This window comes from Streptomyces tauricus (genome assembly GCF_014650955.1).
Lineage (GTDB): Bacteria > Actinomycetota > Actinomycetes > Streptomycetales > Streptomycetaceae > Streptomyces > Streptomyces tauricus.
The window spans coordinates 19,817-41,177 of the sequence record NZ_BMVY01000051.1 but is presented as its reverse complement, the minus strand read 5'-3'; the positions used below and the strand labels follow the sequence as shown (position 1 = coordinate 41,177).

The window sequence follows — 21,361 nt, the reverse complement described above, 5'->3', positions numbered from 1 at the left end:
CCCCGCCAGCTGCCGTACTTCTCCGGCAGGTGCACCCACTGGGTGCCGGTCTGGAACTTGAAAGCGATCGCGTCAATCACCTCACGATGGTCCCGCCAGCGGCCACCCCGCTTCGGCGTCCGGTCCGGAAGCAACGGCTCAATCCGCGCCCACTGCGCATCAGTCAACGGCACACCCGGACCAACGACCGACTGATCCAAACGAAATGACCTAGCGGCAAACTCCAGGGTTATCCGCGTTGCTGGTCCGCAGCCTGCATGCGTCGCACCGTGGCTACGCCACCGTGGCCCAGGACGGGCGATGGCGAGTCTCCTCACGCTGACCCGACCGTGAAGGCATGCGTATGAGCCCTTTCCGGGCGGTGTCTCTGTCCAGATCGGCCGCCAGATGCCCTGGGCTCCCCGGAGTGCAAGTCCCGTCATCTGGGGCTCCCTTCTCGTCGGTACGAGGGGGGACCAGGTGTTGTCACTCGTAGCCGAGATCTTCCTCGGAGTGCAGGCGCCACCCGTCGTGCCGCTTCACCAGAACGAAGGCGGTGCGCTGAAAAACGTCGTAGTACCCGGAATCCGGGTCGTGGCCGCATGTGAACCAGAGCGCCTCGACCCGCGCCGTGTCCGGGGTCTCGCTGACGACGGTCACCCTTTCCAGCGTTGACTCGGCGCCGAATTCATCGGTCTTCTTACAGTTGTGTGCCTTGGTGTACTCGGCGCAGAAGTCGGCAGGGCTCTGGTAGAGCATCTGAACCTCTTGGGTGAGGGGTGCGGCCGGTTGTCTGAGCATGATGGCATTGTCGCGCTCACGGAAGTCGCCGTTTCTCGGCCCGGATCGCGCTTCCCGCCTCAGGAACTCGAAGGAGTTGCAGTAGTCGGTCGTGCCGTTCCCTTTTGACCGCGGCTTTGACTTCGGCTCAAGCCGGGAAAACGACGGACGGGCCAGAAACTGGTGCAACCGCCCGTCGAGGCTGGGACACGCCGCCTTAGCAGCACCAACCTCCCTGCTGACCTGCTTCAACACGCAGATTCAGGGAATCGTGGAAGACTTTTTGGTGTGGGAGACCCCGTCGAGATCATGCCGTACGACCCTGCTTGGCCAGCCATGTTCGCCAGGTGGGGCGTGGGCCTGCGTGCAGCCCTGGGCGATGCTGCGGCGCGTATCGACCACATCGGGTCGACCTCGGTGCCGGGGCTGGCGGCCAAGCCTGTGATCGACATCCAGATCTCACTGGCATCGCTGGAAGCGTTGGATTCGTTCCTGGGCCCGCTGACCGGTATGGGGCTCGTGTACCGGGCGGACAATCCCGAACGGACGAAGCGATACTTCCGCGAACCTCCAGGTCAGCGCCGGACACACGTGCACGTGCGGCAACTGGGCAGCTTCTCCCAGCAGTTCCCCCTGCTGTTTCGCGACTACCTCCGGTGCCATTTGGCTGCCGCGAACGAGTACGCAGCAGCCAAACAACACTGCGCGGCCGAGTTCCGCAACGACCGTCCCGGTTACGTCCAGGCAAAGGATGCCTTCGTATGGGACATCATCCGACGTGCTGACGCCTGGGCCCAGCACACCGGCTGGGCCCCCGGTCCCAGTGACGCCTGACCATGCCTCCTGATCACACCTGAAGCCAAGATCATTTGGGGTTACAGGACAGCCTGCTGCCGTGAGCACGGACGTTCACGGTGTCGGCGGGCCTGCCGTCGACGTGCCGGTGTGGCCGTGGGAGTTCAGCCGACCTCGTTGCGGACGGCGGTGTCGAGGTCGGTGGCGGTCAGGTCGAAGGTCTCGGCGGTCTCCGTGGCATCCATGTGGAACGGCGCGTACCACTGGTAGTCCATCTCGGCCATCTCGCGGGCGATCGGCACGATCAGCCCGGCCGTACGCGTCACGGAGCGCGGTATCCGGATCAGTTTGACCGGGGGCCGGCCCGCCGCGACGGCGTAGCGCCGCGCCAGCTCGCGAATGGTGACGGCCGGCGGGGACGGCACGTGCCAGGGGCGGCCCCACGCACGTTCTTCCGAGGCCAGCGTGATGAGGGCCTGTGCCATGTCGCCATTGAAGGTGAAGGTGTGCGGCATGTCCAGGTGGCCGGTGATCCAGGCCGCTTTTCCCTTCTGCAGGGCCGACTTGATGAGCAGGGAGTAGATGCCGTTGGCGTCCTTGCCGATGTAGTCGGAGCCGCGGACCTCGACGGTGCGGATCCCCCCGGCGAGGGCCTGTTCCCACATGCGTCTGCGCAGGCGGCCCTTGTGCCCGGTGGCGGCCATGGGGGTGTGTTCGTTCATCCGGCCACCGGGCTGCGGACCGTAGGCGTAAAGGCTGCCGGTCAGCGCGAGGACGGCGTCGTTCGCCTTCGCGGCGGTGATGGCTGCCGTCTGCAGGGGCGGCAACAGGCGTTCCCACACCGTGTATGAGGGTGGATTGGCGCAGTGGTAGATGACTTCCGCGCCGCGGGACAGCTCGGTGAGGCGGGTCGGGTCGGACGCGTCCGCGGCGACCCGGTCGATCAGCGGGTGCTCGGGGCCGGAGCCGCTGCGGGTGACGATCCGGATGCTCTCGCCGCGCTCGGCGAGCAGACGAGCGACGTTGGTACCGATGGAACCGGCACCGATGACGACGTGCTTGGCCATAACGATTTCTCCTTCTCCGGGGTATCGGTCAGTCGTCCACGCCGGAGCCGGTATAGGTGGGCACGTCTGCGAGCATGTCGGCGATCTGCGGGTTGAGTTCGTTGCGGCGCCGGTGCAGTTCCTGGATCTTGGCGTTCAGGTCTGGGTCGCCGTCGTCACTGACGTCGAAGATCTCCAGCCGTTCGACCAGGTGCAGCCCGAGGTGGTCGGTCTGGTAGGTGGTCGGGTGCGTCAGGTAGGCGAAGAGCCCGTCGAGATCCTCGACGACGAACACCGCACCGTACGTGTAGTCGCCGCCGTGGTCGCGACCGACGACGAAGGACTTGATGGCGGGGTTCGACCGGCCCTGATCGCGCCAGCTCTCCAGCACCGCCTCGATCTGCTCAGGCGTCGCAGTGGCCTTCAGCGTGACTCTGTTGATGTGGTAAATCATGACGTACCATCCATTCCTAACGTTGTTAGATTTCCTAACGGCGTTAACTATGACGCGCGTCGCCGACGCGGTCAAGGCGGTGGCTAGTGTTCGGGGACACCATCGAAGCGAAGTGACGGACCATGTCGACCAGCACGAGACGGGCCCGCGAACGGGCGAACACCCGGGAGCGGATCATCGAGGCCGCGCTGCACGTTCTCGAGACCGAGGGCGTCGCGGCTCTGACGATCCGGCGCATCGCCACCGACGTCGAATATTCCGCGCCCGTCGTCTACCAGCACTTCGCCAACAAGGACGCGCTCGTACTGGAGCTGGTCGCGCACGGTCACCGCCTGCTGTTGAGCGAGTTCCACCACGCCGCGCAGGAACCCGATACGGACCGGCGCATGACGCGCATCGCGTCGCAGTACGTCCGGTTCGCCGGCGAGCATCCCCACCTCTTCCGGGTCATGAACGACCCGGTGGTCGACGCGGACGAACGCCGACGCGTCGCGGAACCGGTCATCGACGTCCTCAAGGAGCTGCTCACCACCTGGTCGGCCGCCCACAACGTGGTCCTGGCCGACCTCGACCAGGCTTGTGAGATCCTCTGGGGCACGCTGTACGGCATCGCGTCACTGAGTTACCTCGGCAACGTCGGCGGTGATCGCGCCCGCTACCTCGCCGAACAGGCGCTTCGCGCGATCCTCCTCGGCTGGCGAACCGAGACGCCGGCGAACGGTCGACCGGCGAGCAACTAGGTTCTCTGACCGCTGTGGTTCGCCGGGTTCAGCGGGGTGGCCGGAGTGCTCGTCGAGAGCGCTTCCTGCGGCTGCCGCTCATCGTGACGACGTCGAGGAGGCTCTGGAGAGGGCGTTCCCAGTCGTGGTCGGGCTGGCGAGGTGCCCCGGGTGCCGTTCGACGTATTGGATGCCGACCGCAAGCTGGACACCTCGCCGTGGTGGGTCCGGTTCGTCGCGGCCGCGGAGGGGTGCGACGGTCCACTCAGCCGCAAGGCTTGTCTACTGACGTACCAGAGGAAGGCCGGCTGCGGTGGCCGCCACCATGCGTTTCAGTGTCGGGCGGAACGGCGGGAACGCCCCCGCGATCTCCGGCTCGCGCGCGTACAGTTCACGCAGCGCCTCAGGTGGACGGGTGATGGGAAACAGCTTCGCGACGAAAGCGCTGGCTGTCATCACGAGTGCGGCGCCATCGGCGGGGGTCAGTTCCGGGCAGGCGGTGGAGATGCGCTGGCCGACCGCCCAGTAGGTGTCGATGGCCCACCTCTTGAAGACCTTCAGCACTTCCACGGACACATTGTGTTCGAGCATCGTCTCCGCGTGCGTGGTCAGATCACAGTAGAAGGGCCGGTCAACGAAGGCATCCGCGAGAACGCCCGCCGCTGCCTCGGTCCCACTCACTTCCTGCAACCGGGCACTGACCACACTCGCCCACTCGGAACCTGCGCTCATCAGCAGATGCAGGTAGATCTCCTCACGCGTGCCGAAGTAGCGCAGCACGTTGGACTTGGCGAGTCCGACCGCGGTGGCGATGTCCTGCAGGCTGACCCTGGCCACTCCGGAGCGCTCGGCGAGCTCCCGCGCGGCCGTGAGGATGGCCTCGCGGCGCTGGTCCTTCTGATCAGGGCGTCGAGCCCGCTGGAATGGCGCTGACATGACCGTTCATCCTAGTCCAGATCTAACAGAACACCCATCTCTTGTTAAGGGACGGGTGTTCTGTTAATGTCCCGGCATCCGACAGCCCCACCGCGCTCCTGGGAGTGAACGGCCATCTCCGCCACCTCGACCAACCTCAGCCAGACCATCGACGACTTCGTTGCCGCCTTCAACGAGCCGAGCCCCGATCTCGACAAGGTCATGTCGTTCTTCGCCGACGACGCCGTGTACCTGCCCGGCCACCTGCCGGAGCGACATGGCATCGCGGCGATCCGCAAAGAGTTCGAGCCGCACTTCGCCGGACGCTACGGCGCCATGCACTTCGCCGTGTACGACAAGATCGTCGACGAGCCGAACCGGCGCGCCACGATCCGCTGGGCCTGCCGGCTCGACATGAGCGGAGAGTCCGGCCGTCATGTGCCGTTGCCACTGCGCCTGTTCGCCCGTGCGCGCTACGGCGGCCGCATGCAGTGGCACGGTGTGGACGTGTTCCACTTCGACACCGCAGGACGTATCAGCGGCAAGTTCACCTACGCCATGTTCCGGTTGCCGCTGTGGGAGCGGGGCTGACAGGTCTCCCTGACGGTCCGAACCACCCGAGACGACCTCACATGCCCATGCCCGCCGTACCTCCCCTGGGGAAAGCTCGGGCCCGCGCGCACTCATACGGAAACGAAATGACACTTCTCAAGTCATGGCGGCCCCTGCTCGCCTTCGTGGTCACCGGCGGACTCCTGGTGTCGCTCTGCTACTTGGCGCTGCGGCCGGAACATCTCCTGTCCGTACCCGAGGGGGCCGCCCCCGGGTCACTCACCATGCGCCCCTGCGACTACGACACCGAAGCCGGAACCGTCGCCGCCGACTGCGGCACACTCGCCGTCCCGGAGAACCGGCGCGACCCCGAGTCCGAGCTGATAGCACTTCCGGTCACCCGCGTCCGGGCCACTTCCGCCAACCCCGCGGAACCGATCTTCCGACTGGGCGGCGGCCCCGGAAGAACGAACATGGACTTCCCGCAGGCAAGCCGACTCACCGGCAAGCACGATGTGGTCCTGGTCGGCTACCGGGGTATCGACGGATCGCGCCGTCTGGACTGCCCCGAGGTCGCCGCGGTCATGCAGTCCGGCGACGGAATCGCCGCATCGAAGACACTGCCTGCCACGACCAAAGCGTTCGATCTGTGTGCGGACCGCCTCACCGACGACGGGATCGACCTCACCGGCTACTCCGCCCTCCAGCGGGTGGAGGACCTGGAAGCGGCCCGTACCGCCCTGGGCTACTCGCAGATCAACCTCCTCAGCTCCAGTGCTGGAACACGCACCGCCATGATCTACTCCTGGCGGCACCCGAAGGTGCTGCACCGCTCCGCGATGGTCTCGGTCAATCCGCCCGGCCACTTCTTCTGGGACCCGCGCATCACCGATGCGCAGTTCGCCCAGTACACACGGCTGTGCGCGGACGACGACGCCTGCGCCGCGCGTACATCCGACCTCGCCGAATCGGTCCGGAAGACCGCCGGCGAGATCCCTGAACGCTGGGGGCCCTTCCGCATCAAGGACACCAACGTCCGAGTACTGAGCCAGTACGCCATGCATCACAACGGTCAGGCCTCGGCACCGAACAACGCTCCGACCGTCATCGACGCCTACCTCAGCCGGGACACCGGCGCCATGTGGGCCATGTCTGTCCTCGGCGACCTCACCCTGCCCGATTCCATCGTCTGGGGCGAGTTCGCTTCCTTCGCCATGATCGATGGTCCAGCAGCACAGCGCTACTACGACAGCGGTGGCGATCCGGGCTCGATCCTGGGCAACGCCTCGACCGACTTCCTGTGGGCCGGAGAGTCCGGTCTGTCCACGGTGTGGCCGGACAGCCCCGACAACGCCAAGTATCGCAAGATGCGGTCCAGTGACGTCGAAACCCTCCTCGTCAGCGGTGAGGTCGATTTCTCCACCCCGGCGCAACTGGCCACCGACGAACTGCTGCCCGCCCTGTCCCGGGGACAGCAGGTGATCCTTCCCGGGCTGGGCCACACCGCCGACTTCTGGGAGCACCGCCCCGAAGCCGGAAAACGTCTACTGACCACCTTCTTCGACACCGGCAAGGCGGACAGTTCCCGATTCGACAAGCGGCCCGTCGACTTCGAGGCCGTTCCGTTGAGCATGTCCACGGTGGCCAAGCTGCTGACCGCAGTCACCCTGGCCGGCGTAACCCTCGGCCTCGCCCTGCTCGCCGTGATCGCACGCTGGTCGCGCAAGCGCGGTGGCTTCGGTCCCCGCGCGAGTGTCTGGATACGAACCGGGACCGTGATCCCGCTCGGCCTTGGCGGATGGCTGATGGGGGTTCTGCTGATCTGGACGGTGGGACCCGATGACTTCGTGGCCAGCGCGAGTGTGATCGTGCCCGGGACGGGCCTGATGGTGGGCATCGGCGCCTATTTGGCCTGGACCCGTGCTGAGCGCTCATCACGGAGGCGGCGCGCAGGGTTGGTGGCCGCGGTCTGCGGGGCGTTCCTCGGGGCATGGATCGGCTGTTACGCGCTCTCCGGTCTCCTGGCGCCTGCCGCAGCCATAGTCGGCGCGGGTGCGGCAGCGAATCTCGGGTTGCTGTGCGTCGAGCACTTCCGCAAGTGGCCGGACCGCATGTGGCAGATACCGGCGGTACTCAAGAGCTCTTGAGTCCGTAGGGGGAGAGTACGGGGTGGGCGGGCATCGCGGGGACCTGCGACGCCCGCCCACCAAGCTGTTTTCTGCGGACCGGTTCCTTGCTCTCACCGCGCTCGTCGTCGGCATCGGGATGCCGCACACCCACTTCCTGTGGTGCACCGAAGGCCGAGGTCGATCTGTACGCGGCGGTCCGCCGTTGCCCTGACCGGTGGCGGCAGGTGTCATGCCTGGACAGTGGGGCGAACGTTGATCTCGCCGATCTCGACGTCGCCGGGCTGCTCGATGGCGAAGGCCACCGCGCGGGCGACCGCCGCCGGCGGGATGCCCACCGCGTCCATGTACTTGCGCGTCTGCTCGCGGATGTTCGGGTCTTCCATGGAGTCGGCGAGATCGGTGCGTATGTATCCCGGCGAGATGGCCGTCGTGCGCACCACTCCGTCGGTGGACTCCCTGCGTAGCCCTTCGTGGACGGTGCGCACCGCGTTCTTGGTCGCGGCGTAGACGGCCATCGAGGGGGACGCGCCGTACAGGCCGGCCACGGAGACGATGCTCACGAAGTGGCCCGACCCTTGTTCGCGGAAGGCGGGCAGCGCGGCGGCGATGCCGTTGAGCGTGCCGCGAAGGTTGACATCGATCATGGCCGACCAGCTCTCGGTGTCGAGGTCGGCCAGCGGGCTGATCGGGGCGATGCCGGCGTTGTTCACCAGTACGTCGATGCGGCCGTACCGATCGATGGTGGTGGCGACCAGGCGCCGCAGGTCCTCGGCCCGGGTGACGTCGACGACGCACGTGGCGGCACGGGCGCCCTCCTGCCGGATGTCCTGCGCTATGGCCTCGATGTGCTCACTGCGGCGCGCCGCGAGGACGACTGCGGCGCCGCGCTGAGCGAGGAGACGGGCCGTGGCCTCACCGATGCCGCCGCTTGCTCCGGTGACCGCGACGATCTTGTCATGAAGAGAGAGCACTGCTGCCTCCAGATAAAGTGGACACGTGTCCGGTGCGCTATCCACCCTACCGGACTCGTGTCCACTTGTGATGGACGGAACGTCAGGAGACGCCTATGAGCACACCGGCACGCCGTCCGGACGCGGCGCAGAACCGGACCCGCATCGTGGAGGCCGCCCGCGCGGCCCTCGCGGAATCCGATGACGTCCACCTCAAAGAGATCGCCAAGCGCGCCGGTGTGGGACAGGGAACGCTCTACCGGAACTTCCCCAACCGCGAAGCGCTCCTCGCCGAGGTCTACCGGCGCGACGTCGAAGAACTCGTGACCGCCGCTTCCGTCCTTCTCGCGGAATACGAGCCCGTGGAAGCCCTGCGCCACTGGGTTGACCGAGTGATCGACTACGCCGAGATCAAGTACGGCGTCCTGGCGGCGCTTGAACCCGCGGCGTGGCAAGACCTTGTCACCCACAGCCAGAACCCCATCGAAGGCGCCCTCGGCCACCTGCTGGACGCCGGGAAAGCGGCCGGTTCCATCCGCACGGACGTGGACGCCCGCGGGGTCCTCCTGCTCATCGCCTACCTCGGCCGACTGGACCGGGACGAATGGGGGACAACAGCACGGCCTTTGATGAACGTCATCCTGGAGGGCCTTCGCCGACGACAGGACGCTGACGGGCGGGGGTAGCAGGCCTTGAAGGCATCCTGAAGAGCAACCGCAGCATCACCGAACAGCAGAGTGGCTATGTCACTTCAGTGGGGTTCTGGCCTACTTCCTGTGGTGCGGGGCCGTGCGGTTTTGGCAGAGGCACCTGACCGGCACCGCATCCGGACGGACGGCCGATGTCGAGCAGCCACGATGTCGACCGAGTAGCGGACGCATGAGTGTTCAGGGGCGCAAGGGCTGCCGTAGGGCCGGTCGCAGTTGCCGTAGGCGACCTCGCGCAGGGTGAAGTGCTGCATGCGGCAGGCTCGTCGACCACGGCGGTGCGCTGTCTGTCCGCCGCGGTGCCGCCCCGGCCACGTACGTCGTCGTCTACGCCACGGGTGTGAGTTCCGCGCAGCCGAACAGCAGGGCGTAGCCGGTGGGGAGTTGGTGGAGGATGCGGGTGACCAGGTCGCGGCCGGCGTAGGCGGCGACTGCGGAGAAGACGGATCCGGTGTCCCAGCGGGTGGTGGCCAGGGAGGCACCGGAGCGGGCGGCGAGGTCTTTGACGAACTCCCAGCCGGTCAGCGGCTGGGTGTCGGGGATCTGCGCGGTCAGCACGCGTGCGGCTTCCAGTGGCAGGCAGGCGGCCAGTTCGACGCGTTCGTCGCCGGTCACCTGGCGTCCCAGTCCAGCAAGGACCAGGCGGACGGCTTCGTCGGCTTGCTCGCGGGTGGGGTAGGCCCCCTCGTGGCGGACCTTCTCCAGCATCTGCTCGTATGCCGTCCCGTACGGCTGCTGGGTCGGTACGTGCCGGTCGGAGATCACGGGGGTGGTTGCCTTTCTTGCTGTAGCCGGTACTCGGGCACCGGTGTGTGTGCGGGATGCTCAGATGGGCTGGGGGCGGCCGAAGAGCAGGTCGTAGCCGACGGGGAGTTGGAGCAGGATCTGGCCCAGCAGGTCATCGTCGGCGGCGTCGGCGACGGTGGACAGCACAGCGCTGACGTCCCAGGCCGCGGTCTGCTCGGTGGCGCCTTCGATCCACGCGGCGGCCGCGCGGACGAACCGCTCCGGGGGCAGCGGCTCGGCGCTCTGCAGCGGGTTGAGCAGGATCAGGGCGAACTCTTCCGGCAGGCGCGCCGCCAGCTGGGCGCGGACGTCGCCGACCAGGTGTGCGCCGAGCAAGGCGAGCACCACGCGGGCCGCGCGCTCGGCTTCGCCCGGGGTGTCGTACTCGCCGCGTTCCTTCACATGACCGAGGAATGCTTCGCGTCGCAGAGTCATCACGGCGGCCCTCTTCTTCTTCGGACTGCTTACGGGGGTGCGGAGAGCGAGGTGGGGGAGAGGCCTGGTGCCCGCCCTCCGCACCCGTGCGGCCGGTGTCAGCCGGAGATCTCCGTGCGTCCGGATCCGACGCCGATGGAGATCTTGCGGGGCTTGGCGCGCTCGGCGATCGGGATGCGCAGGGTGAGCACGCCCGCGTCGTAGTCGGCCTGGATGTGCTCGGTGTCGAGGGTGTCGGCGAGCACGATCTGACGGGAGAAGACGCCCAGCGGCCGCTCGGACAGCTCCATCTGCACGTCGTCGGCCTTCGTCACCGGCCGCCGCTCGGCCTTGACGGTGAGAATGTTCCGCTCGACGTCGATGTCGATCGCGTCCGCGGTGACACCGGGAAGGTCGAAGGCCACCACGTAGTCGTCGCCCTCGCGGTAGGCGTCCATCGGCATCGCCGACGGGCTGGACCAGGTGCCTGGGCCGGTCAGCTGCTGTGCCAGGCGGTCCAGCTCACGGAAGGGGTCAGTGCGCATCAACATCGTGAAAACACCTCCAGCAGGTTCAGGCAGTTACTGCCAATGCGCCTCACTGACACCGTTGTAACACGTCATCCAAGAGATGACAAATATGATGTCGTCGATGCGATGACAATCTGGGGGATGCCGGGATCCGCAGCCGACGACTCGCCCACGACCAGCACGAATGGATGCGGAGGATGCCGGCTTTTCCCGGCCGGAAGCGTGAACCCTCCTGTGTCCAATGTGCGACAGGTGTCGGGCGCGGAGGCGGCTGGATGCCGCACGAGGGTCTGTTGGCGCATCGGGCGGCAACTGCCTCATCCAGTTCGAGCCGACAGATCCCTGAAGGGAAAGTTGCGTGGCGCGTATATTTGCGCAGCGCGCAAGTTCTGCTAGCGTGAAGGGCATGAGTGGTCTTCGGGAACGGAAGAAGGAAGCCACGCGCGCGGCGCTGAGCTGGGCCGCGGTCCGGCTCACCGTCGAGCGCGGGTTGAGTGCGGTCAAGGTGGAAGACATCGCCGCGGCGGTCGGGGTGTCTCCGCGCACCTACAACAACTACTTCTCCAGCAAGGCCGAAGCGATTGCGTTTCGCTACCTTGAGCGCTCCTTGCGCCTCGCGGCCGAGCTGCGTCACGGACCGCCCGGCGAACCCTTGTGGGAGGCGATCACTCGGGCGGCACTACGGCAACTGGAGCCCGGCCCTGAGGTGGAGCGCATGCCACCCCAGGAGCCCGATGAGTGGGCGGCCGGTGTGCGGGTGATGTTGGCCGAACCCGCGCTGGAGGCCGAGATGCTGCGGGCGAGCAAGATCGCGGAGAAGGAGCTGGCCGCGGCGATCGCTGACCGCACGGGCACGGATCCCGGATCCGATCTCTACCCTCGCCTGGTGGCCGCGAGCGTGATGGCCGCGAACAATGTCGCCCTCGAGCTGTTCGTGCAAGGCGGCACGGGCGAGCCGATGGAGGTTCTGCTGCCCCGGACTCTGCGCATGGTGGCGGCCGGACTTCCCACTCCGTAGCCCTCTCCTTTCCAACCCTGACCCTGAACAGGGGCTGCTGCTTGCAGCCTCTACGTCGTCATGCCTCAAAAAGGAGAATTGTCATGCTTGATGTAGTGATTGTCGGTGGCGGCCCGAACGGGTTGATGCTCGCCTGCGAGATGGCACTGGCTGGGGTGCGTCCGGTTGTGCTGGAGCGTCTCTCCGGCCCGAAGACCGAGCCCCGAGCGAACGGGCTGGTCGGTCAGGTGGTGCGCATGCTCGACCGACGTGGTCTCTACGCACGCATCAGCGGCTCCACTGCGCCGCCCCGACCCGCGCCCCGCTACATGTTCGGCGCCTTCACGCTGGACCTCACAGGACTCGACGACAACCCCGTGAGCCTGCTCCCGGCGCCGCAGGAGCAGATCGAAAGGGTCCTCGCCGAACGAGCCGTGGAACTCGGCGTCGACCTCCGCAGGGGGCAGGAGGTGGCCGATCTGCACCAGGACGACGATTTCGTCCGGATCACCCTCGCCGACGGTGAGGCTCTCACCGCCCGTTACCTGGTAGGGGCCGACGGGGGGCACAGCCTGGTGCGACGCCTGTCCGGCATCGGCTTCCCCGGCGTGACCACCGACGACTTCGTCACCCGCTCCGCGAACGTGTCCGTGGCGGACGAATACCTGGGCCCGGACGGCAGCCTGCACGTTCCCGGCTACGGGAACCTGCCATCCCTGCTGTACGTGCGCACGGAGCGCGGCACGATCGCGTGGGGCCTGCTGCCTGGCCGAGTGCCGGTCCTCAACACCACCGAGACCGGCAGGCCGGACGAGCACACCACTCCGATGACCTTCGAAGAGATGATGGCGAGCGCCGAACGCGTGCTGGGTGTGCCCGTCCCGCTGGGTCCGCCGCAAGGAGAGGGACCGCACCTGCTTCGACGACTCGCCGGCGGAAACACCCGACTGGCAGACCGCTACCGGGACAGGCGGGTACTGCTGCTGGGCGACGCGGCCCACGTGCACTCGGCGATCGGCGGCCCGGGCCTCAACCTCGGCCTGCAGGACGCGGTCAACCTCGGTTGGAAGCTGGCCGCCACAGTGCGAGGGTGGGCCCCCGAAGGTCTGCTCGACACCTACGACGAGGAACGCCGACCTGTCGCGGAACACGTCGTGGCCTCGACCCTGTCCCAGTCGGCACTGATGCGCCCCGGACCGGAAGTCAGTGCCCTGCGGACCGTCTTTGGCGACCTGCTCGCCTCACCTGGCGGCACTGAACGCATCGCCCACCTGCTCGCTGGAACCACCGAGGACTTCGCGCCCGACCTCGTGGTCCACACCGGCGCAGGCCCCCGTCGGCTGGCCGACTTGACCACCACCGCCCGGCCCTTGCTGTTGGACCTGTGCGGCGACTTCGCCGAGGCCGCGAAGCCCTGGCACGACCGGGTCGATGTCATGAGCGGCACGGCAGAGGGCACGAGCGTGACCGGCCTGCTGCTGCGCCCCGACTCCCACATAGCGTGGACCGGACACGGGCCGGACGACGTCGACGGTCTGCGAGCCGCACTGCACCAGTGGTTCGGCGGACCGCTGAGCGACGCCCGTGAGCTGGAGCAGGTCAGCGGTTGAGCCGGTTCATCAGCTCGCGGTTGGTGGCACGTGCGGCTTCGAGGTCCTCGTTCCGTTCCGCGCGTTCACCGCGGAGGTCGAGAATCTGCTGTTCCAGCTCGGCGGCGCGGCGTGTGAGCGTCTCGATGTCGGCCGGGGCGCCGAGGCCGGAGGTTTCCCGAGCCGTCTTTCCCAGAGCCTCGGACAGGCGGCGTTCGAGCCGGGTGATGTGCGCGGCCGGTCTTCCGTTGCGGCCGTCTTCGACGGCGACATCTTCGTCTGCACGCTGCACCGCCGGCCCTCGAAGCTGCCGCAGGGGGTTGTACGTCTGGGGCCTGTTGGGAAAGTGGCGCGGTCGCCCGGAGGGCGGCTACGCGGCAGGCACCGCTGCGTATCAGGCTCCGGAGGACCGCTGTCCCTGCGAGCCGTAGGGCGCGAGCGGAAGACTGCGCAGCGACAGCGCGCTCGGCGCCGGCAGCGCTCCGTGGGCCGCCTCAACGCGGAACGACTGGAGCAAGTACGCCACCAGACGCCGGGACGCCGCACGGTCACCCGGCAATGCGGTGACCAGACCGCAGTGGGACAACAGGGCCACGGCAAAGTCGGAGGGGTGGAAGTCGGCCCGCAGCGCGCCCGCCGCCTGAGCCCTTCGGACCAGGGTCAGGAAGTCCTGCTCGGCCTGTTGCCGTACCCGCGCGTATTCTCGCGTGCTGTCCGGAAAGGCCGCGACGAACGCGGCCGGGAAACCCCGTTCCTCTCGTTGCAGTTCGCAGACCGTCTCGACCAGTTGCTGGAAGCCCTGCCACGGATCGGGTTCGGCCAGCGCCTCGGTGAGTGCCCGAGCGCAGGTGTCCAACTGGTGCGCGAACGCGGCCCGCACCAGGGCGTCCCGTGTCGGGAAACGCCGGTACAGCGTCGCCACGCCGACCCCCGCCCGCCGGGCCACGGTCGTCATGGGCGCGTCGATGCCGTGCTCGGCGAAGACCAGGCGGGCAGCCGAAAGGATGCGCTGCCGGTTGCGCCGGGCGTCCGCCCGCAGACTGTCCTGCCCCGTGATCCGAGAGGATTCCCCCACCGCTGTCTCTCACCTCCGGTCAAATGGACGATCTCGTCCACTTGCGAGCCTACGCTCGGCGCCACGATCCCCCGCACGGCCCCTGGTGGCGAAGGTGAGAACGCGACGATGGACGACCGCACGATGAAAGCCGTACTGTTCGACCGCTTCGGCGGCCCCGAGGTGCTGTATGTGGGCCGGGTCCCACGTCCAGGACCAGCACCCGGCGAAGTCCTCGTGCGCGTACGCGCGTTCAGCGTGAACGGCGGCGAACTGGCGGCCCGTTCCGGTCGGGTCCGCCTCGTCACCGGCCGGAAGTTCCCGCAGCGCATCGGGCTGGACTTCACGGGCGAGATCGCCGCACTCGGCGCCGGCGCGACCGGCGTAGCGGTCGGCGACCAGGTGTGGGGCGTCCTGGGCCGCAGCTCCGGATTCGGCAGCGCCGCCGAGTACGTGACGGTACGGCCCGAGCGGCTCGGCCGGGTCCCGGACGGACTGGACCTCGTGGCCGCTGCCGCGCTGCCGGTGGCCACCACGGCCATCACGGCCCTCCGCGACAAGGCCGCACTGCGCCCCGGCGAACGGCTGCTCGTACGGGGCGCGGCGGGCGGGGTCGGCAACGCCGCCGTCCAGTTGGGACGGGCATACGGTGCCGAGGTCACGGCCCTGGCCCGCGTCGCCAACCTCGACTTCGTCCGTACGCTCGGTGCCCACCACCCTGTCGACCACCGGACCGTGTCACCTGCGGAACTGGGCCTGTTCGACGTGGTCCTCGACACGGCGGGCACCGATCTGCGTACCGTGCGGCGGATGCTGAAGCCGGGCGGACGCATGGTCACCATCGCCTTCGACCTGACGCGGCCCGCCGCCTCGCTCGGGTACATCGCGGCCAGCGCCGTCCACGGACGCGGCCGGGTGCGCTTCTTCAGCGGCAACCCCGACCGTGCGCTTTTCGACGACCTCGCCCGCCAGGTGACGGAGGGGAAGCTGCGGCCGGCGGTGGACACGGTGTTCCCGCTGGAAGAGACGGCGGCCGCACACCGGGCGCTGGAGGCGGGCGGGGTACGGGGCAAGTACGTGGTCAAGGTCGCCTAGGGGTTGTCGGGAAGGTGCTGGTCACAGCCACTCGTTGAGAACCGTGACCAACACGGTCGCCTCGTAGCGGACGGCGAGCTTGTCATAGCTCGCAGCCACGGCCCCATGGCGCTTGAGGTGACCGAGGCCGCCGCTCCGCGCAGGGGCCGTGCCGGGAAGATCAGTGACCGGTGGAGCCGCAGCGCCTGGGGCGGACGGCGCGACGGGCGGTCCCGTCAGGGGTGACGGGCCAGGACGCTGTCAGTAGACGGATTCTGCTGCGCCGAACGCCATGCTCGCCCGCATCTGCTCTCGATCGGTCAGCGTGCGGCCGGCTATGCCGGCACACATGGCGGGGGCCGATGTGGCGAAGTGATGTCGGACAGTGCCGAAATCAACTGGCTGCGCGCCTAAGGGTGAAGGGCTTTTCGTTGGCCTGTGGCAGCGGACCGCACGATCGCGTCAAGGAGTCGGTGGCGCTTGACGGCGTGGGTGAAGTCCGGGGCGACAGCCGTTCCGTGGACGAGGTCGTCCCGAATCGCGGCGTAGGCGTGCACCAGCGTGTGGATCGCTGTTCCGGCCAGGCCGGGATGGGCGTCGTAGCCGCTGGGCAGCGTGAGCTTCGTGGGCCGACCGCCGCCGCGTGTGCCACGCACCGTGACCGGACCGATGTGCGGGAACTCGGCGGCGGTGATCTCAAGTCTCCCCTCCGTGCCGTCGATGATCAGAGAGAACCCCGCACCCGACGCCGCGCCTCCACGGTGGTGGACGGACAGGATCGCCCCACCTTCCACGGTGCCCGAGATCGCGATCTGGTCCTCGGCGGTCATGGGAACGACCTGCCCGGTGCGCCCGAGGGGAACCTGGCGGCGCCGGGTCGCAGTTGTGGCGACCACTTCCTGAAGCTCGCCGACGACCATCGACACCAGGTCGACCGCGTGTCCGAACGCGATGGTCAGCATCGTGGCCCCGAGCTTGCGGTCGAGCGTGTAGAGCATGTTCGGAGACACCGCAGTGCCTCATTCGGTCGAGGACGCCACGACAGTGGCGGAGAGCACTTGCCCCACGAATCCTTCGGACACGAGGTCGGCCAGCCAGCGGAAGGTGGGCGAGGAGCGTCCCTGAAGACCGACGAAGGTGCGCGTCGTCCCGGCGGCCCGCTCCATCTCCTCGGCCTCGCGCAGGTCGACGGCGAGCGGCCACTCGGAGAGCACCGGCACTCCTGCCTTCAGCGCGGGTAGCACGAGTTCTCGATGCCGGGGCACTTTGACGGCGACCACCACGAGGTCGACGTTCTCGTCGTCGGCGAGTTGCTCGACCGACGTGTACGCGGGTACGCCATACGCCGCTCCTGCGGCCTGGGCCGAGTCTTGGGAGCTCGCCGCCAGCGCGCGAAGCTCGATTCCGTCGACGGCGTTCAGCGCGGGCAGGTGAGCCCCGGCCGCCCAGCCTCCCGTGGCGCTCAGGCCGACGATGCCGACGCCGATCGGTTCACGAAGGTCAGGCACCGAGCTGCCGCCTCAGGGTCTCGGCGTCGTGCAGGGCCGTCATGTGTACGAACCGGCCGTCACGAACCTGGTAGATGGCGTACTCGACTATCTCGAACGAGGCGCCGGTGGGGGCCACGCCGAGCCACTCCTTGGCGGGCGTGCCCGTGTTGGTCAGACGGGCGGCCAGGCGATCACCGTCGACGGCGATCTCCCGGGGTTCCCAGTGGAAGTCCGGGACCGCGTCGATGATGCCGTTCAGCACGGCGATGACCTGGTCCCGAGTGCCCGGCTCGCCGTTCAGGGTGGGCTCGTCGTTGATGAACTCGTCCATGCGGTGGATCTCGTGGGCGTTGAGCGCCCCGATGTAGCGCAGGTAGAACTCGCGCAGGTCGGCGTCGGACATGATCTCCTTCTTCAGCCTCCGGAGCGGAGGTCGTGCTCGGTGTTGCGCGACGGTCCTTGACGGTCTAGTCGCGGTGATCGTGGGCGTGGCGAGGGAACCACCGCTCGACACTTCCGTACCGGACGGTACCGAAGTTTTGCCGCACTGTCACGGCCCTCACCTGAGGAGGTGTCTCACCGGGGGAGGCGAAGGGGTGCGGCCGCTACGCAGGCCAGCCGAGCATCGCCGTGTCGACGATCTCATCGAGCTCGGCAGGGCCGAGGCCGTTGGCGGCCTGCACCGCGATGCCGAAACCCATCGTCATGACGAACCGGGCAAGACGCCGGGGGTCGGCGTCGCGTGGAAGATCGCCCTCGTCGACGGCGCGCCGGAAGCGCTCCTCGAGGCGGACTCCTGCGTCGTTGCGCCAATCGACAAGCAGGTCGTGGACGGCTTGGCTCTCGTCGCCCGCCGCCAGCGCGCCCTGCACGGTCAGGCACCCGGAGGGGCCCTCGGGAGGGGTCGTGGTGCGGACCGCTCCGCGGAGGAACGCCAGGGCCACGGCCCGTGCGGTGGGCTCCTCCAGGGCGCACGTGGCATAGGCGGCCGGCCCCGCTCCGTAGCGCTGGAGGGCCTTGCGGAACAACTGTTCCTTGTTGCCGAAGGCCGCGTACATGCTCGTCTTGGTGATCCCCATGGCGCCGGTCAGCTCGGCGAGGCTTGCGCCTTCGTAACCTCGCGCCCAGAACACCCGCATCGCGCGTTCCAGCGCCTGGTCGATGTCGAATCCTCGCGGCCGGCCCATGACGGCCTTGCGGGAGTTACCCATCCAACAAGCGTACCTCTCGGTACAGATCTACGCTGACCGGCGTTTTCATCCCGCTCAAGGGGGTGAACGCATTTCAGTACCGGCCGGTCTTGATGTGTTAGCGTTCTGCACCGTTCGGTACCTAAGTGATGGGAAGGGAAGTCCGCGCCATGAAAACCGTTCTGCTAGGCAGCCTCAAGGTCTCGCGCATCGGTCTCGGAGCCATGGGGATGTCGGCGTTCTACACCGGAGCCGGCCAGTTCGACGACGAGTCGATCCGCACGATCCAACGTGCTCTGGACCTCGGCGTCACCCATATCGACACCGCCGAGGGGTACGGCCCCTTCATCAACGAGGAACTGGTCGGCCGGGCCGTGCGGGGACGCCGGGACGAGGTCGTGCTGGCGACCAAGTTCGGACTGATCTCCCACACCGGTGGCACGGCTCCGGACAGCACCCCGGCCAACATCCGCCTGGCCGTGGAGGGGTCACTGAAGCGCCTGGGTACCGACTACATCGACCTCTACTACCAGCACCGGGTGGACCCCGGCACGCCCATCGAAGAGACCGTTGGCGCGCTGGCCGAACTGGTGGCCGAAGGCAAGATCCGCCACATCGGCTTGTCGGAGGCCGGCCCCGCCACGATCCGCCGCGCTCATGCCGTGCATCCGGTCAGCGCGGTCCAGTCCGAATACTCCCTGTGGACCCGCGACCCGGAGGCCGAGATCCTGCCTGTCCTGCGCGAACTGGGTATCGGCTTCGTGCCGTACTCCCCACTTGGCCGCGGCTTCCTGACCGGCAACATCCGTTCCCTGAACGATCTCGACACCGACGACTGGCGCCGCACCAACCACCGCTTCGCCGACGGCAACCTGGAACGCAACCTGCGGATCGTCGACGAGGTCCGGGCCGTAGCCGCCGAGATCGACACCACGCCCGCACAGGTCGCCTTGGCCTGGCTGCTCGCCCAGGGTGACGACATCGCGCCCATCCCCGGCACCAAGCGAGTCGCCCGGCTGGAGGAGAACGCCGCCGCCGACCACATCGAGCTCACTGCCGGCCACGTCGCCCGCCTGAACGACCTGCCCCGGGCCTCCGGCGAGCGCTACGACGCGGACAACATGGCCGCCATCGACGGCTGATCAAAGACCTACCGCCACGCACGCCGCGGGTCTGCATCCGGGCGAAGAGTGCCGCATTCCCAAAGAGACCTGTGCGACATGAAGTACGCAGGTCACGGTCTGGTGTGCGGGGCGGGCGGGGTACTCGTGCTGGTCGTCGGCGGGTGCCCATGGTGAAGATCGTCTGATCTGCCGCCAGGGCGGTTGCCGGGTTCGGCTGCGCCGCCCGCCGTGCCCCTCCTGGCCGACGGGGGCAGCAGCGTCCGGCTGCGGATGCTTGGCCGACACGGGCCGGGGGCGACTCGGTACGACGACTACGTCGATGCCGAGGCCGTCGTCACGAGCGGCTTTGCCAACGGGCGCCTTGAGATGTGTCTGTCACCCGAGGATCTGGACGGCTGGTCCTCGTCCCTGGACGAGCTGGCAGCCGACAGAGACATCAGATGGCTGAGCGGATCCGCAGGCGGAGAAACCAGTACAGACAGGCGAAGACGCGCTCCGCGACCCGGCGTTGGGGGCCAGGACCCGAGCCGCGTGCGGTGTCCCGGTGCGCGATCAGTGGCTTCACGCCGAGCAGCCGGAGCAGGCGACGGTACTGGTCGTGGACGTAACCACGATCAGCGAGGACAGCGTCCGGTCGACGGCGCGGCCGGACATGCTTGCCCCGTACCGGTGGTAGTGCTTCGAGCAGCGGGACGAGTTGAGTGACGTCATTGCGGTTGCCGCCGGTCAGCGTGATCCCGCTGGAGGGAAGCCGGGGGCATCGGTGAGCACATGGTGTTTGCTGCCCGTCCTGCCCCGGTCGACAGGACTTCGTCCTGTCGTGGAGCCCCTTTTGCACTGGCTCCAACAAGTGCCGTTGAGCGTGTGGCTGTCGGCTTGTCTGTTCGTTGGTCAGGCTGGCGAAGCGTCAGTCGCGGCCGCGGATCGTGTCGGATGAACTGTGACCGCTCATCAAGCCGTTGCTGCCCGCGCCCCGCCCCGCCGCGCGGTCGGCCGGGGCCGGCGGCGCGGCGCCCGGACTCACGGATGTGGCAGCTGCAGGATGTCCGGCTGGCCCTCTCCGCCTTGCGTTGGCTCAAGCGGTCAGCGCAGGTCGACTACAGCCTTACCGATGAGGCCGTTCTCGACGGCCTCATGTGCGAGTGCCACGTCATCGAGGGTGAAGGAGTGCACCGGCAGTGGCGTGAGGGCGTCCTCGCGCAGGGCAGTGGTGATCTCTGCGGCGGCGCGCAGCAGCGCCTCCCGTGGTTCGGTGAGAAGCAGGGCGAACCGCAGCACCAGATTGGACCACATGAGCCGGAAGACCGGCAGCGTCGGGTCTTCGGGCTGTGCCGCGTAGGTCACGATGGTCGCGCCCGGGCCGGTGACGGCCAGGTCCAGTTCGAGGTTGTCGGTCAGCGACACCTCGATGATCCGGTCGACGGGCCCGGCCTTGTCGAGGATCTGCTGGGCGGCGTCGGCGTCGCGGTAGTTCACGACGAGGTCCGCGTCCGCGGCCCTGGCCAGTGCGGCCTTCTCCGGGCCGCTGACCGTCGTCACGATCCGTGCGCCGGCGATCCGGCCGAGTTCGATCGCGTAGTGCCCGACGGCGCCCGCACCGGCCGCGACGAGTACGGTGCGGTCGCGGGGCGAGCCGTCGGCGTGCAGGCACCAGTGGGCGGTCATCGCCGGGATGCCGAGGCAGGCGCCGAGTTCGTCGGAGATCCCGTCCGGCATTGCGACAGCCTGCTCGGAGGGTACGACGGTCCACTCGGCCGCGGTTCCCCAGGGATGGCCGGCACCGGCCATCCAGATCCACACGCGCTCACCGATCCGGCTCGGGTCGACGCCCGCGCCGACCTCGTCGATCGTTCCGGTGCCGTCCTGGTGCGGAATGCGGCCGGTGTGCTCCCCGACCCGCTGGAAGTCCTGCGGGGTGGAGTTCAGCCGCATGAACATGTCGCCCGGGTTGATCGCGGAGAGCGCGACGCGGACGCGGACCTGGCCGGGACCGGGCTCGGGGCGCTCGACGTCCAGCACCCGCAGCACACTCTCGGCGGGACCTGGCGTGTCGTAGAAGGCTGCCCTCATTGGTCATCTCTCCTCTT

25 protein-coding genes and 2 pseudogenes are annotated in these 21,361 nt (G+C 68.1%); 10 read left to right on the top strand and 17 right to left on the bottom strand.

Annotation, left to right across the window (positions count from 1 at the left end):
• Together IE278_RS43375 and IE278_RS39040 are read right to left on the bottom strand one after the other, a co-directional pair.
• Window positions 1-422, bottom strand: a 422-nt coding sequence (locus IE278_RS43375) for a transposase (protein ID WP_213089782.1), incomplete at its 3' end; no start/stop codon positions are given.
• Window positions 423-465: 43 nt separating this feature from the next.
• Complete coding sequence (locus tag IE278_RS39040; protein ID WP_189779758.1) at window positions 466-1,014, bottom strand: hypothetical protein; 549 nt, start codon at window positions 1,012-1,014, stop codon at window positions 466-468.
• Between the two features lie 33 nt (window positions 1,015-1,047).
• On the opposite strand from IE278_RS39040, the gene IE278_RS39035 reads away from it, so the two are divergent.
• Window positions 1,048-1,593 carry a GrpB family protein gene (locus tag IE278_RS39035; protein ID WP_213089781.1) on the top strand — a complete coding sequence of 182 codons (546 nt, stop codon included), beginning with the start codon at window positions 1,048-1,050 and terminating at the stop codon, window positions 1,591-1,593.
• 125 nt (window positions 1,594-1,718) lie between these two features.
• On the opposite strand, the gene IE278_RS39030 is transcribed toward IE278_RS39035, so the two are convergent.
• Window positions 1,719-2,621: an SDR family oxidoreductase gene (locus tag IE278_RS39030; protein ID WP_189779757.1), complete on the bottom strand. Its 903-nt coding sequence runs from the start codon at window positions 2,619-2,621 to the stop codon at window positions 1,719-1,721.
• Window positions 2,622-2,649: 28 nt separating this feature from the next.
• Window positions 2,650-3,054: a Dabb family protein gene (locus IE278_RS39025; RefSeq protein ID WP_189779756.1), complete on the bottom strand. Its 405-nt coding sequence runs from the start codon at window positions 3,052-3,054 to the stop codon at window positions 2,650-2,652.
• Window positions 3,055-3,176: 122 nt separating this feature from the next.
• On the opposite strand from IE278_RS39025, the gene IE278_RS39020 reads away from it, so the two are divergent.
• The gene (locus tag IE278_RS39020) at window positions 3,177-3,794 is read left to right on the top strand and encodes a TetR/AcrR family transcriptional regulator (RefSeq protein ID WP_189779755.1); all 618 of its coding nucleotides are present in this window, start codon (window positions 3,177-3,179) and stop codon (window positions 3,792-3,794) included.
• Between the two features lie 261 nt (window positions 3,795-4,055).
• Here the strand turns inward: IE278_RS39020 and IE278_RS39015 are convergent, their stop codons facing one another.
• Complete coding sequence (locus IE278_RS39015) at window positions 4,056-4,709, bottom strand: TetR/AcrR family transcriptional regulator (protein ID WP_189779754.1); 654 nt, start codon at window positions 4,707-4,709, stop codon at window positions 4,056-4,058.
• Between the two features lie 114 nt (window positions 4,710-4,823).
• Between IE278_RS39015 and IE278_RS39010 the strand changes: the two genes are divergently transcribed.
• Window positions 4,824-5,279, top strand: a complete 456-nt coding sequence (locus IE278_RS39010; protein ID WP_189779761.1) for a YybH family protein — start codon at window positions 4,824-4,826, stop codon at window positions 5,277-5,279.
• Window positions 5,280-5,386: 107 nt separating this feature from the next.
• Window positions 5,387-7,387: an alpha/beta hydrolase gene (locus tag IE278_RS39005; protein WP_189779753.1), complete on the top strand. Its 2,001-nt coding sequence runs from the start codon at window positions 5,387-5,389 to the stop codon at window positions 7,385-7,387.
• A gap of 209 nt (window positions 7,388-7,596) precedes the next feature.
• Here the strand turns inward: IE278_RS39005 and IE278_RS39000 are convergent, their stop codons facing one another.
• Window positions 7,597-8,340 carry an SDR family oxidoreductase gene (locus tag IE278_RS39000; RefSeq protein WP_189779752.1) on the bottom strand — a complete coding sequence of 248 codons (744 nt, stop codon included), beginning with the start codon at window positions 8,338-8,340 and terminating at the stop codon, window positions 7,597-7,599.
• A gap of 95 nt (window positions 8,341-8,435) precedes the next feature.
• On the opposite strand from IE278_RS39000, the gene IE278_RS38995 reads away from it, so the two are divergent.
• Window positions 8,436-9,005, top strand: coding sequence for a TetR/AcrR family transcriptional regulator (locus tag IE278_RS38995; protein WP_189779751.1), 570 nt, complete (start codon window positions 8,436-8,438; stop codon window positions 9,003-9,005).
• 348 nt (window positions 9,006-9,353) lie between these two features.
• On the opposite strand, the gene IE278_RS38990 is transcribed toward IE278_RS38995, so the two are convergent.
• The 3 genes from IE278_RS38990 to IE278_RS38980 all read right to left on the bottom strand — a co-directional run bounded on the left by IE278_RS38990 (window position 9,354) and on the right by IE278_RS38980 (window position 10,777).
• Window positions 9,354-9,791, bottom strand: a complete 438-nt coding sequence (locus tag IE278_RS38990) for a DUF2267 domain-containing protein (protein WP_189779750.1) — start codon at window positions 9,789-9,791, stop codon at window positions 9,354-9,356.
• Between the two features lie 60 nt (window positions 9,792-9,851).
• The gene (locus tag IE278_RS38985) at window positions 9,852-10,247 is read right to left on the bottom strand and encodes a DUF2267 domain-containing protein (protein ID WP_189779749.1); all 396 of its coding nucleotides are present in this window, start codon (window positions 10,245-10,247) and stop codon (window positions 9,852-9,854) included.
• 98 nt (window positions 10,248-10,345) lie between these two features.
• Window positions 10,346-10,777: an Hsp20/alpha crystallin family protein gene (locus IE278_RS38980; protein WP_189779748.1), complete on the bottom strand. Its 432-nt coding sequence runs from the start codon at window positions 10,775-10,777 to the stop codon at window positions 10,346-10,348.
• A 385-nt stretch (window positions 10,778-11,162) separates the two neighbouring features.
• Between IE278_RS38980 and IE278_RS38975 the strand changes: the two genes are divergently transcribed.
• Complete coding sequence (locus tag IE278_RS38975; protein WP_189779747.1) at window positions 11,163-11,774, top strand: acyl-CoA-like ligand-binding transcription factor; 612 nt, start codon at window positions 11,163-11,165, stop codon at window positions 11,772-11,774.
• 83 nt (window positions 11,775-11,857) lie between these two features.
• Window positions 11,858-13,363 (top strand): FAD-dependent monooxygenase, encoded by a 1,506-nt coding sequence (locus IE278_RS38970; RefSeq protein WP_189779746.1) that lies wholly within the window; start codon window positions 11,858-11,860, stop codon window positions 13,361-13,363.
• Here IE278_RS38970 and IE278_RS38965 read toward each other — a convergent pair.
• Both IE278_RS38965 and IE278_RS38960 read right to left on the bottom strand, forming a co-directional pair.
• On the bottom strand, window positions 13,353-13,634 hold the full coding sequence (locus IE278_RS38965) for a hypothetical protein (protein ID WP_189779745.1): 282 nt from the start codon (window positions 13,632-13,634) through the stop codon (window positions 13,353-13,355). The genes IE278_RS38970 and IE278_RS38965 overlap by 11 nt on opposite strands.
• A 102-nt stretch (window positions 13,635-13,736) precedes the next feature.
• Window positions 13,737-14,417 (bottom strand): TetR/AcrR family transcriptional regulator, encoded by a 681-nt coding sequence (locus tag IE278_RS38960; RefSeq protein ID WP_189779744.1) that lies wholly within the window; start codon window positions 14,415-14,417, stop codon window positions 13,737-13,739.
• A 108-nt stretch (window positions 14,418-14,525) separates the two neighbouring features.
• On the opposite strand from IE278_RS38960, the gene IE278_RS38955 reads away from it, so the two are divergent.
• Window positions 14,526-15,491, top strand: a complete 966-nt coding sequence (locus IE278_RS38955; protein WP_189779743.1) for an NAD(P)-dependent alcohol dehydrogenase — start codon at window positions 14,526-14,528, stop codon at window positions 15,489-15,491.
• 389 nt (window positions 15,492-15,880) lie between these two features.
• On the opposite strand, the gene IE278_RS42720 is transcribed toward IE278_RS38955, so the two are convergent.
• From IE278_RS42720 to IE278_RS38940, 4 genes are all read right to left on the bottom strand, one after another.
• Entirely contained in the window at window positions 15,881-16,480 is a 600-nt protein-coding gene (locus tag IE278_RS42720) for a Gfo/Idh/MocA family oxidoreductase (protein WP_246571496.1), read from the bottom strand.
• Between the two features lie 9 nt (window positions 16,481-16,489).
• The gene (locus tag IE278_RS42715; RefSeq protein ID WP_246571494.1) at window positions 16,490-16,978 is read right to left on the bottom strand and encodes a Gfo/Idh/MocA family protein; all 489 of its coding nucleotides are present in this window, start codon (window positions 16,976-16,978) and stop codon (window positions 16,490-16,492) included.
• The gene (locus tag IE278_RS38945; RefSeq protein ID WP_189779742.1) at window positions 16,971-17,363 is read right to left on the bottom strand and encodes an ester cyclase; all 393 of its coding nucleotides are present in this window, start codon (window positions 17,361-17,363) and stop codon (window positions 16,971-16,973) included. The genes IE278_RS42715 and IE278_RS38945 overlap by 8 nt, the downstream gene beginning before the upstream one ends.
• Window positions 17,364-17,565: 202 nt before the next feature.
• A complete protein-coding gene (locus IE278_RS38940; protein ID WP_189779741.1) occupies window positions 17,566-18,171 on the bottom strand; it encodes a TetR/AcrR family transcriptional regulator in 606 nt (201 codons plus the stop codon).
• A gap of 149 nt (window positions 18,172-18,320) precedes the next feature.
• On the opposite strand from IE278_RS38940, the gene IE278_RS38935 reads away from it, so the two are divergent.
• Window positions 18,321-19,292 carry an aldo/keto reductase gene (locus tag IE278_RS38935; protein ID WP_189779740.1) on the top strand — a complete coding sequence of 324 codons (972 nt, stop codon included), beginning with the start codon at window positions 18,321-18,323 and terminating at the stop codon, window positions 19,290-19,292.
• 252 nt (window positions 19,293-19,544) lie between these two features.
• Window positions 19,545-19,745 (top strand): annotated as a pseudogene (locus IE278_RS43370) (DUF5959 family protein); the annotation flags it as partial.
• Here IE278_RS43370 and IE278_RS38930 read toward each other — a convergent pair.
• Together IE278_RS38930 and IE278_RS38925 are read right to left on the bottom strand one after the other, a co-directional pair.
• Window positions 19,723-20,111 (bottom strand): annotated as a pseudogene (locus IE278_RS38930) (transposase); the annotation flags it as partial. The pseudogenes IE278_RS43370 and IE278_RS38930 sit on opposite strands and share 23 nt — an antisense overlap.
• A gap of 246 nt (window positions 20,112-20,357) precedes the next feature.
• The gene (locus tag IE278_RS38925) at window positions 20,358-21,344 is read right to left on the bottom strand and encodes an NADPH:quinone reductase (RefSeq protein WP_189779738.1); all 987 of its coding nucleotides are present in this window, start codon (window positions 21,342-21,344) and stop codon (window positions 20,358-20,360) included.
• Window positions 21,345-21,361: the final 17 nt, after the last annotated feature.

Bases quoted from the DNA above. Each gene is read 5' to 3' on its own strand.
- IE278_RS39030 (WP_189779757.1), bottom strand. From the start codon at position 2,621: ATGGCCAAGCACGTCGTCATCGGTGCCGGTTCCATCGGTACCAACGTC.
- IE278_RS39025 (WP_189779756.1), bottom strand. From the start codon at position 3,054: ATGATTTACCACATCAACAGAGTCACGCTGAAGGCCACTGCGACGCCT.
- IE278_RS39020 (WP_189779755.1), top strand. From the start codon at position 3,177: ATGTCGACCAGCACGAGACGGGCCCGCGAACGGGCGAACACCCGGGAG.
- IE278_RS39015 (WP_189779754.1), bottom strand. From the start codon at position 4,709: ATGTCAGCGCCATTCCAGCGGGCTCGACGCCCTGATCAGAAGGACCAG.
- IE278_RS39005 (WP_189779753.1), top strand. From the start codon at position 5,387: ATGACACTTCTCAAGTCATGGCGGCCCCTGCTCGCCTTCGTGGTCACC.
- IE278_RS38995 (WP_189779751.1), top strand. From the start codon at position 8,436: ATGAGCACACCGGCACGCCGTCCGGACGCGGCGCAGAACCGGACCCGC.
- IE278_RS38985 (WP_189779749.1), bottom strand. From the start codon at position 10,247: ATGACTCTGCGACGCGAAGCATTCCTCGGTCATGTGAAGGAACGCGGC.
- IE278_RS38980 (WP_189779748.1), bottom strand. From the start codon at position 10,777: ATGTTGATGCGCACTGACCCCTTCCGTGAGCTGGACCGCCTGGCACAG.
- IE278_RS38975 (WP_189779747.1), top strand. From the start codon at position 11,163: ATGAGTGGTCTTCGGGAACGGAAGAAGGAAGCCACGCGCGCGGCGCTG.
- IE278_RS38970 (WP_189779746.1), top strand. From the start codon at position 11,858: ATGCTTGATGTAGTGATTGTCGGTGGCGGCCCGAACGGGTTGATGCTC.
- IE278_RS38955 (WP_189779743.1), top strand. From the start codon at position 14,526: ATGGACGACCGCACGATGAAAGCCGTACTGTTCGACCGCTTCGGCGGC.
- IE278_RS38945 (WP_189779742.1), bottom strand. From the start codon at position 17,363: ATGTCCGACGCCGACCTGCGCGAGTTCTACCTGCGCTACATCGGGGCG.
- IE278_RS38940 (WP_189779741.1), bottom strand. From the start codon at position 18,171: ATGGGTAACTCCCGCAAGGCCGTCATGGGCCGGCCGCGAGGATTCGAC.
- IE278_RS38935 (WP_189779740.1), top strand. From the start codon at position 18,321: ATGAAAACCGTTCTGCTAGGCAGCCTCAAGGTCTCGCGCATCGGTCTC.
- IE278_RS38925 (WP_189779738.1), bottom strand. From the start codon at position 21,344: ATGAGGGCAGCCTTCTACGACACGCCAGGTCCCGCCGAGAGTGTGCTG.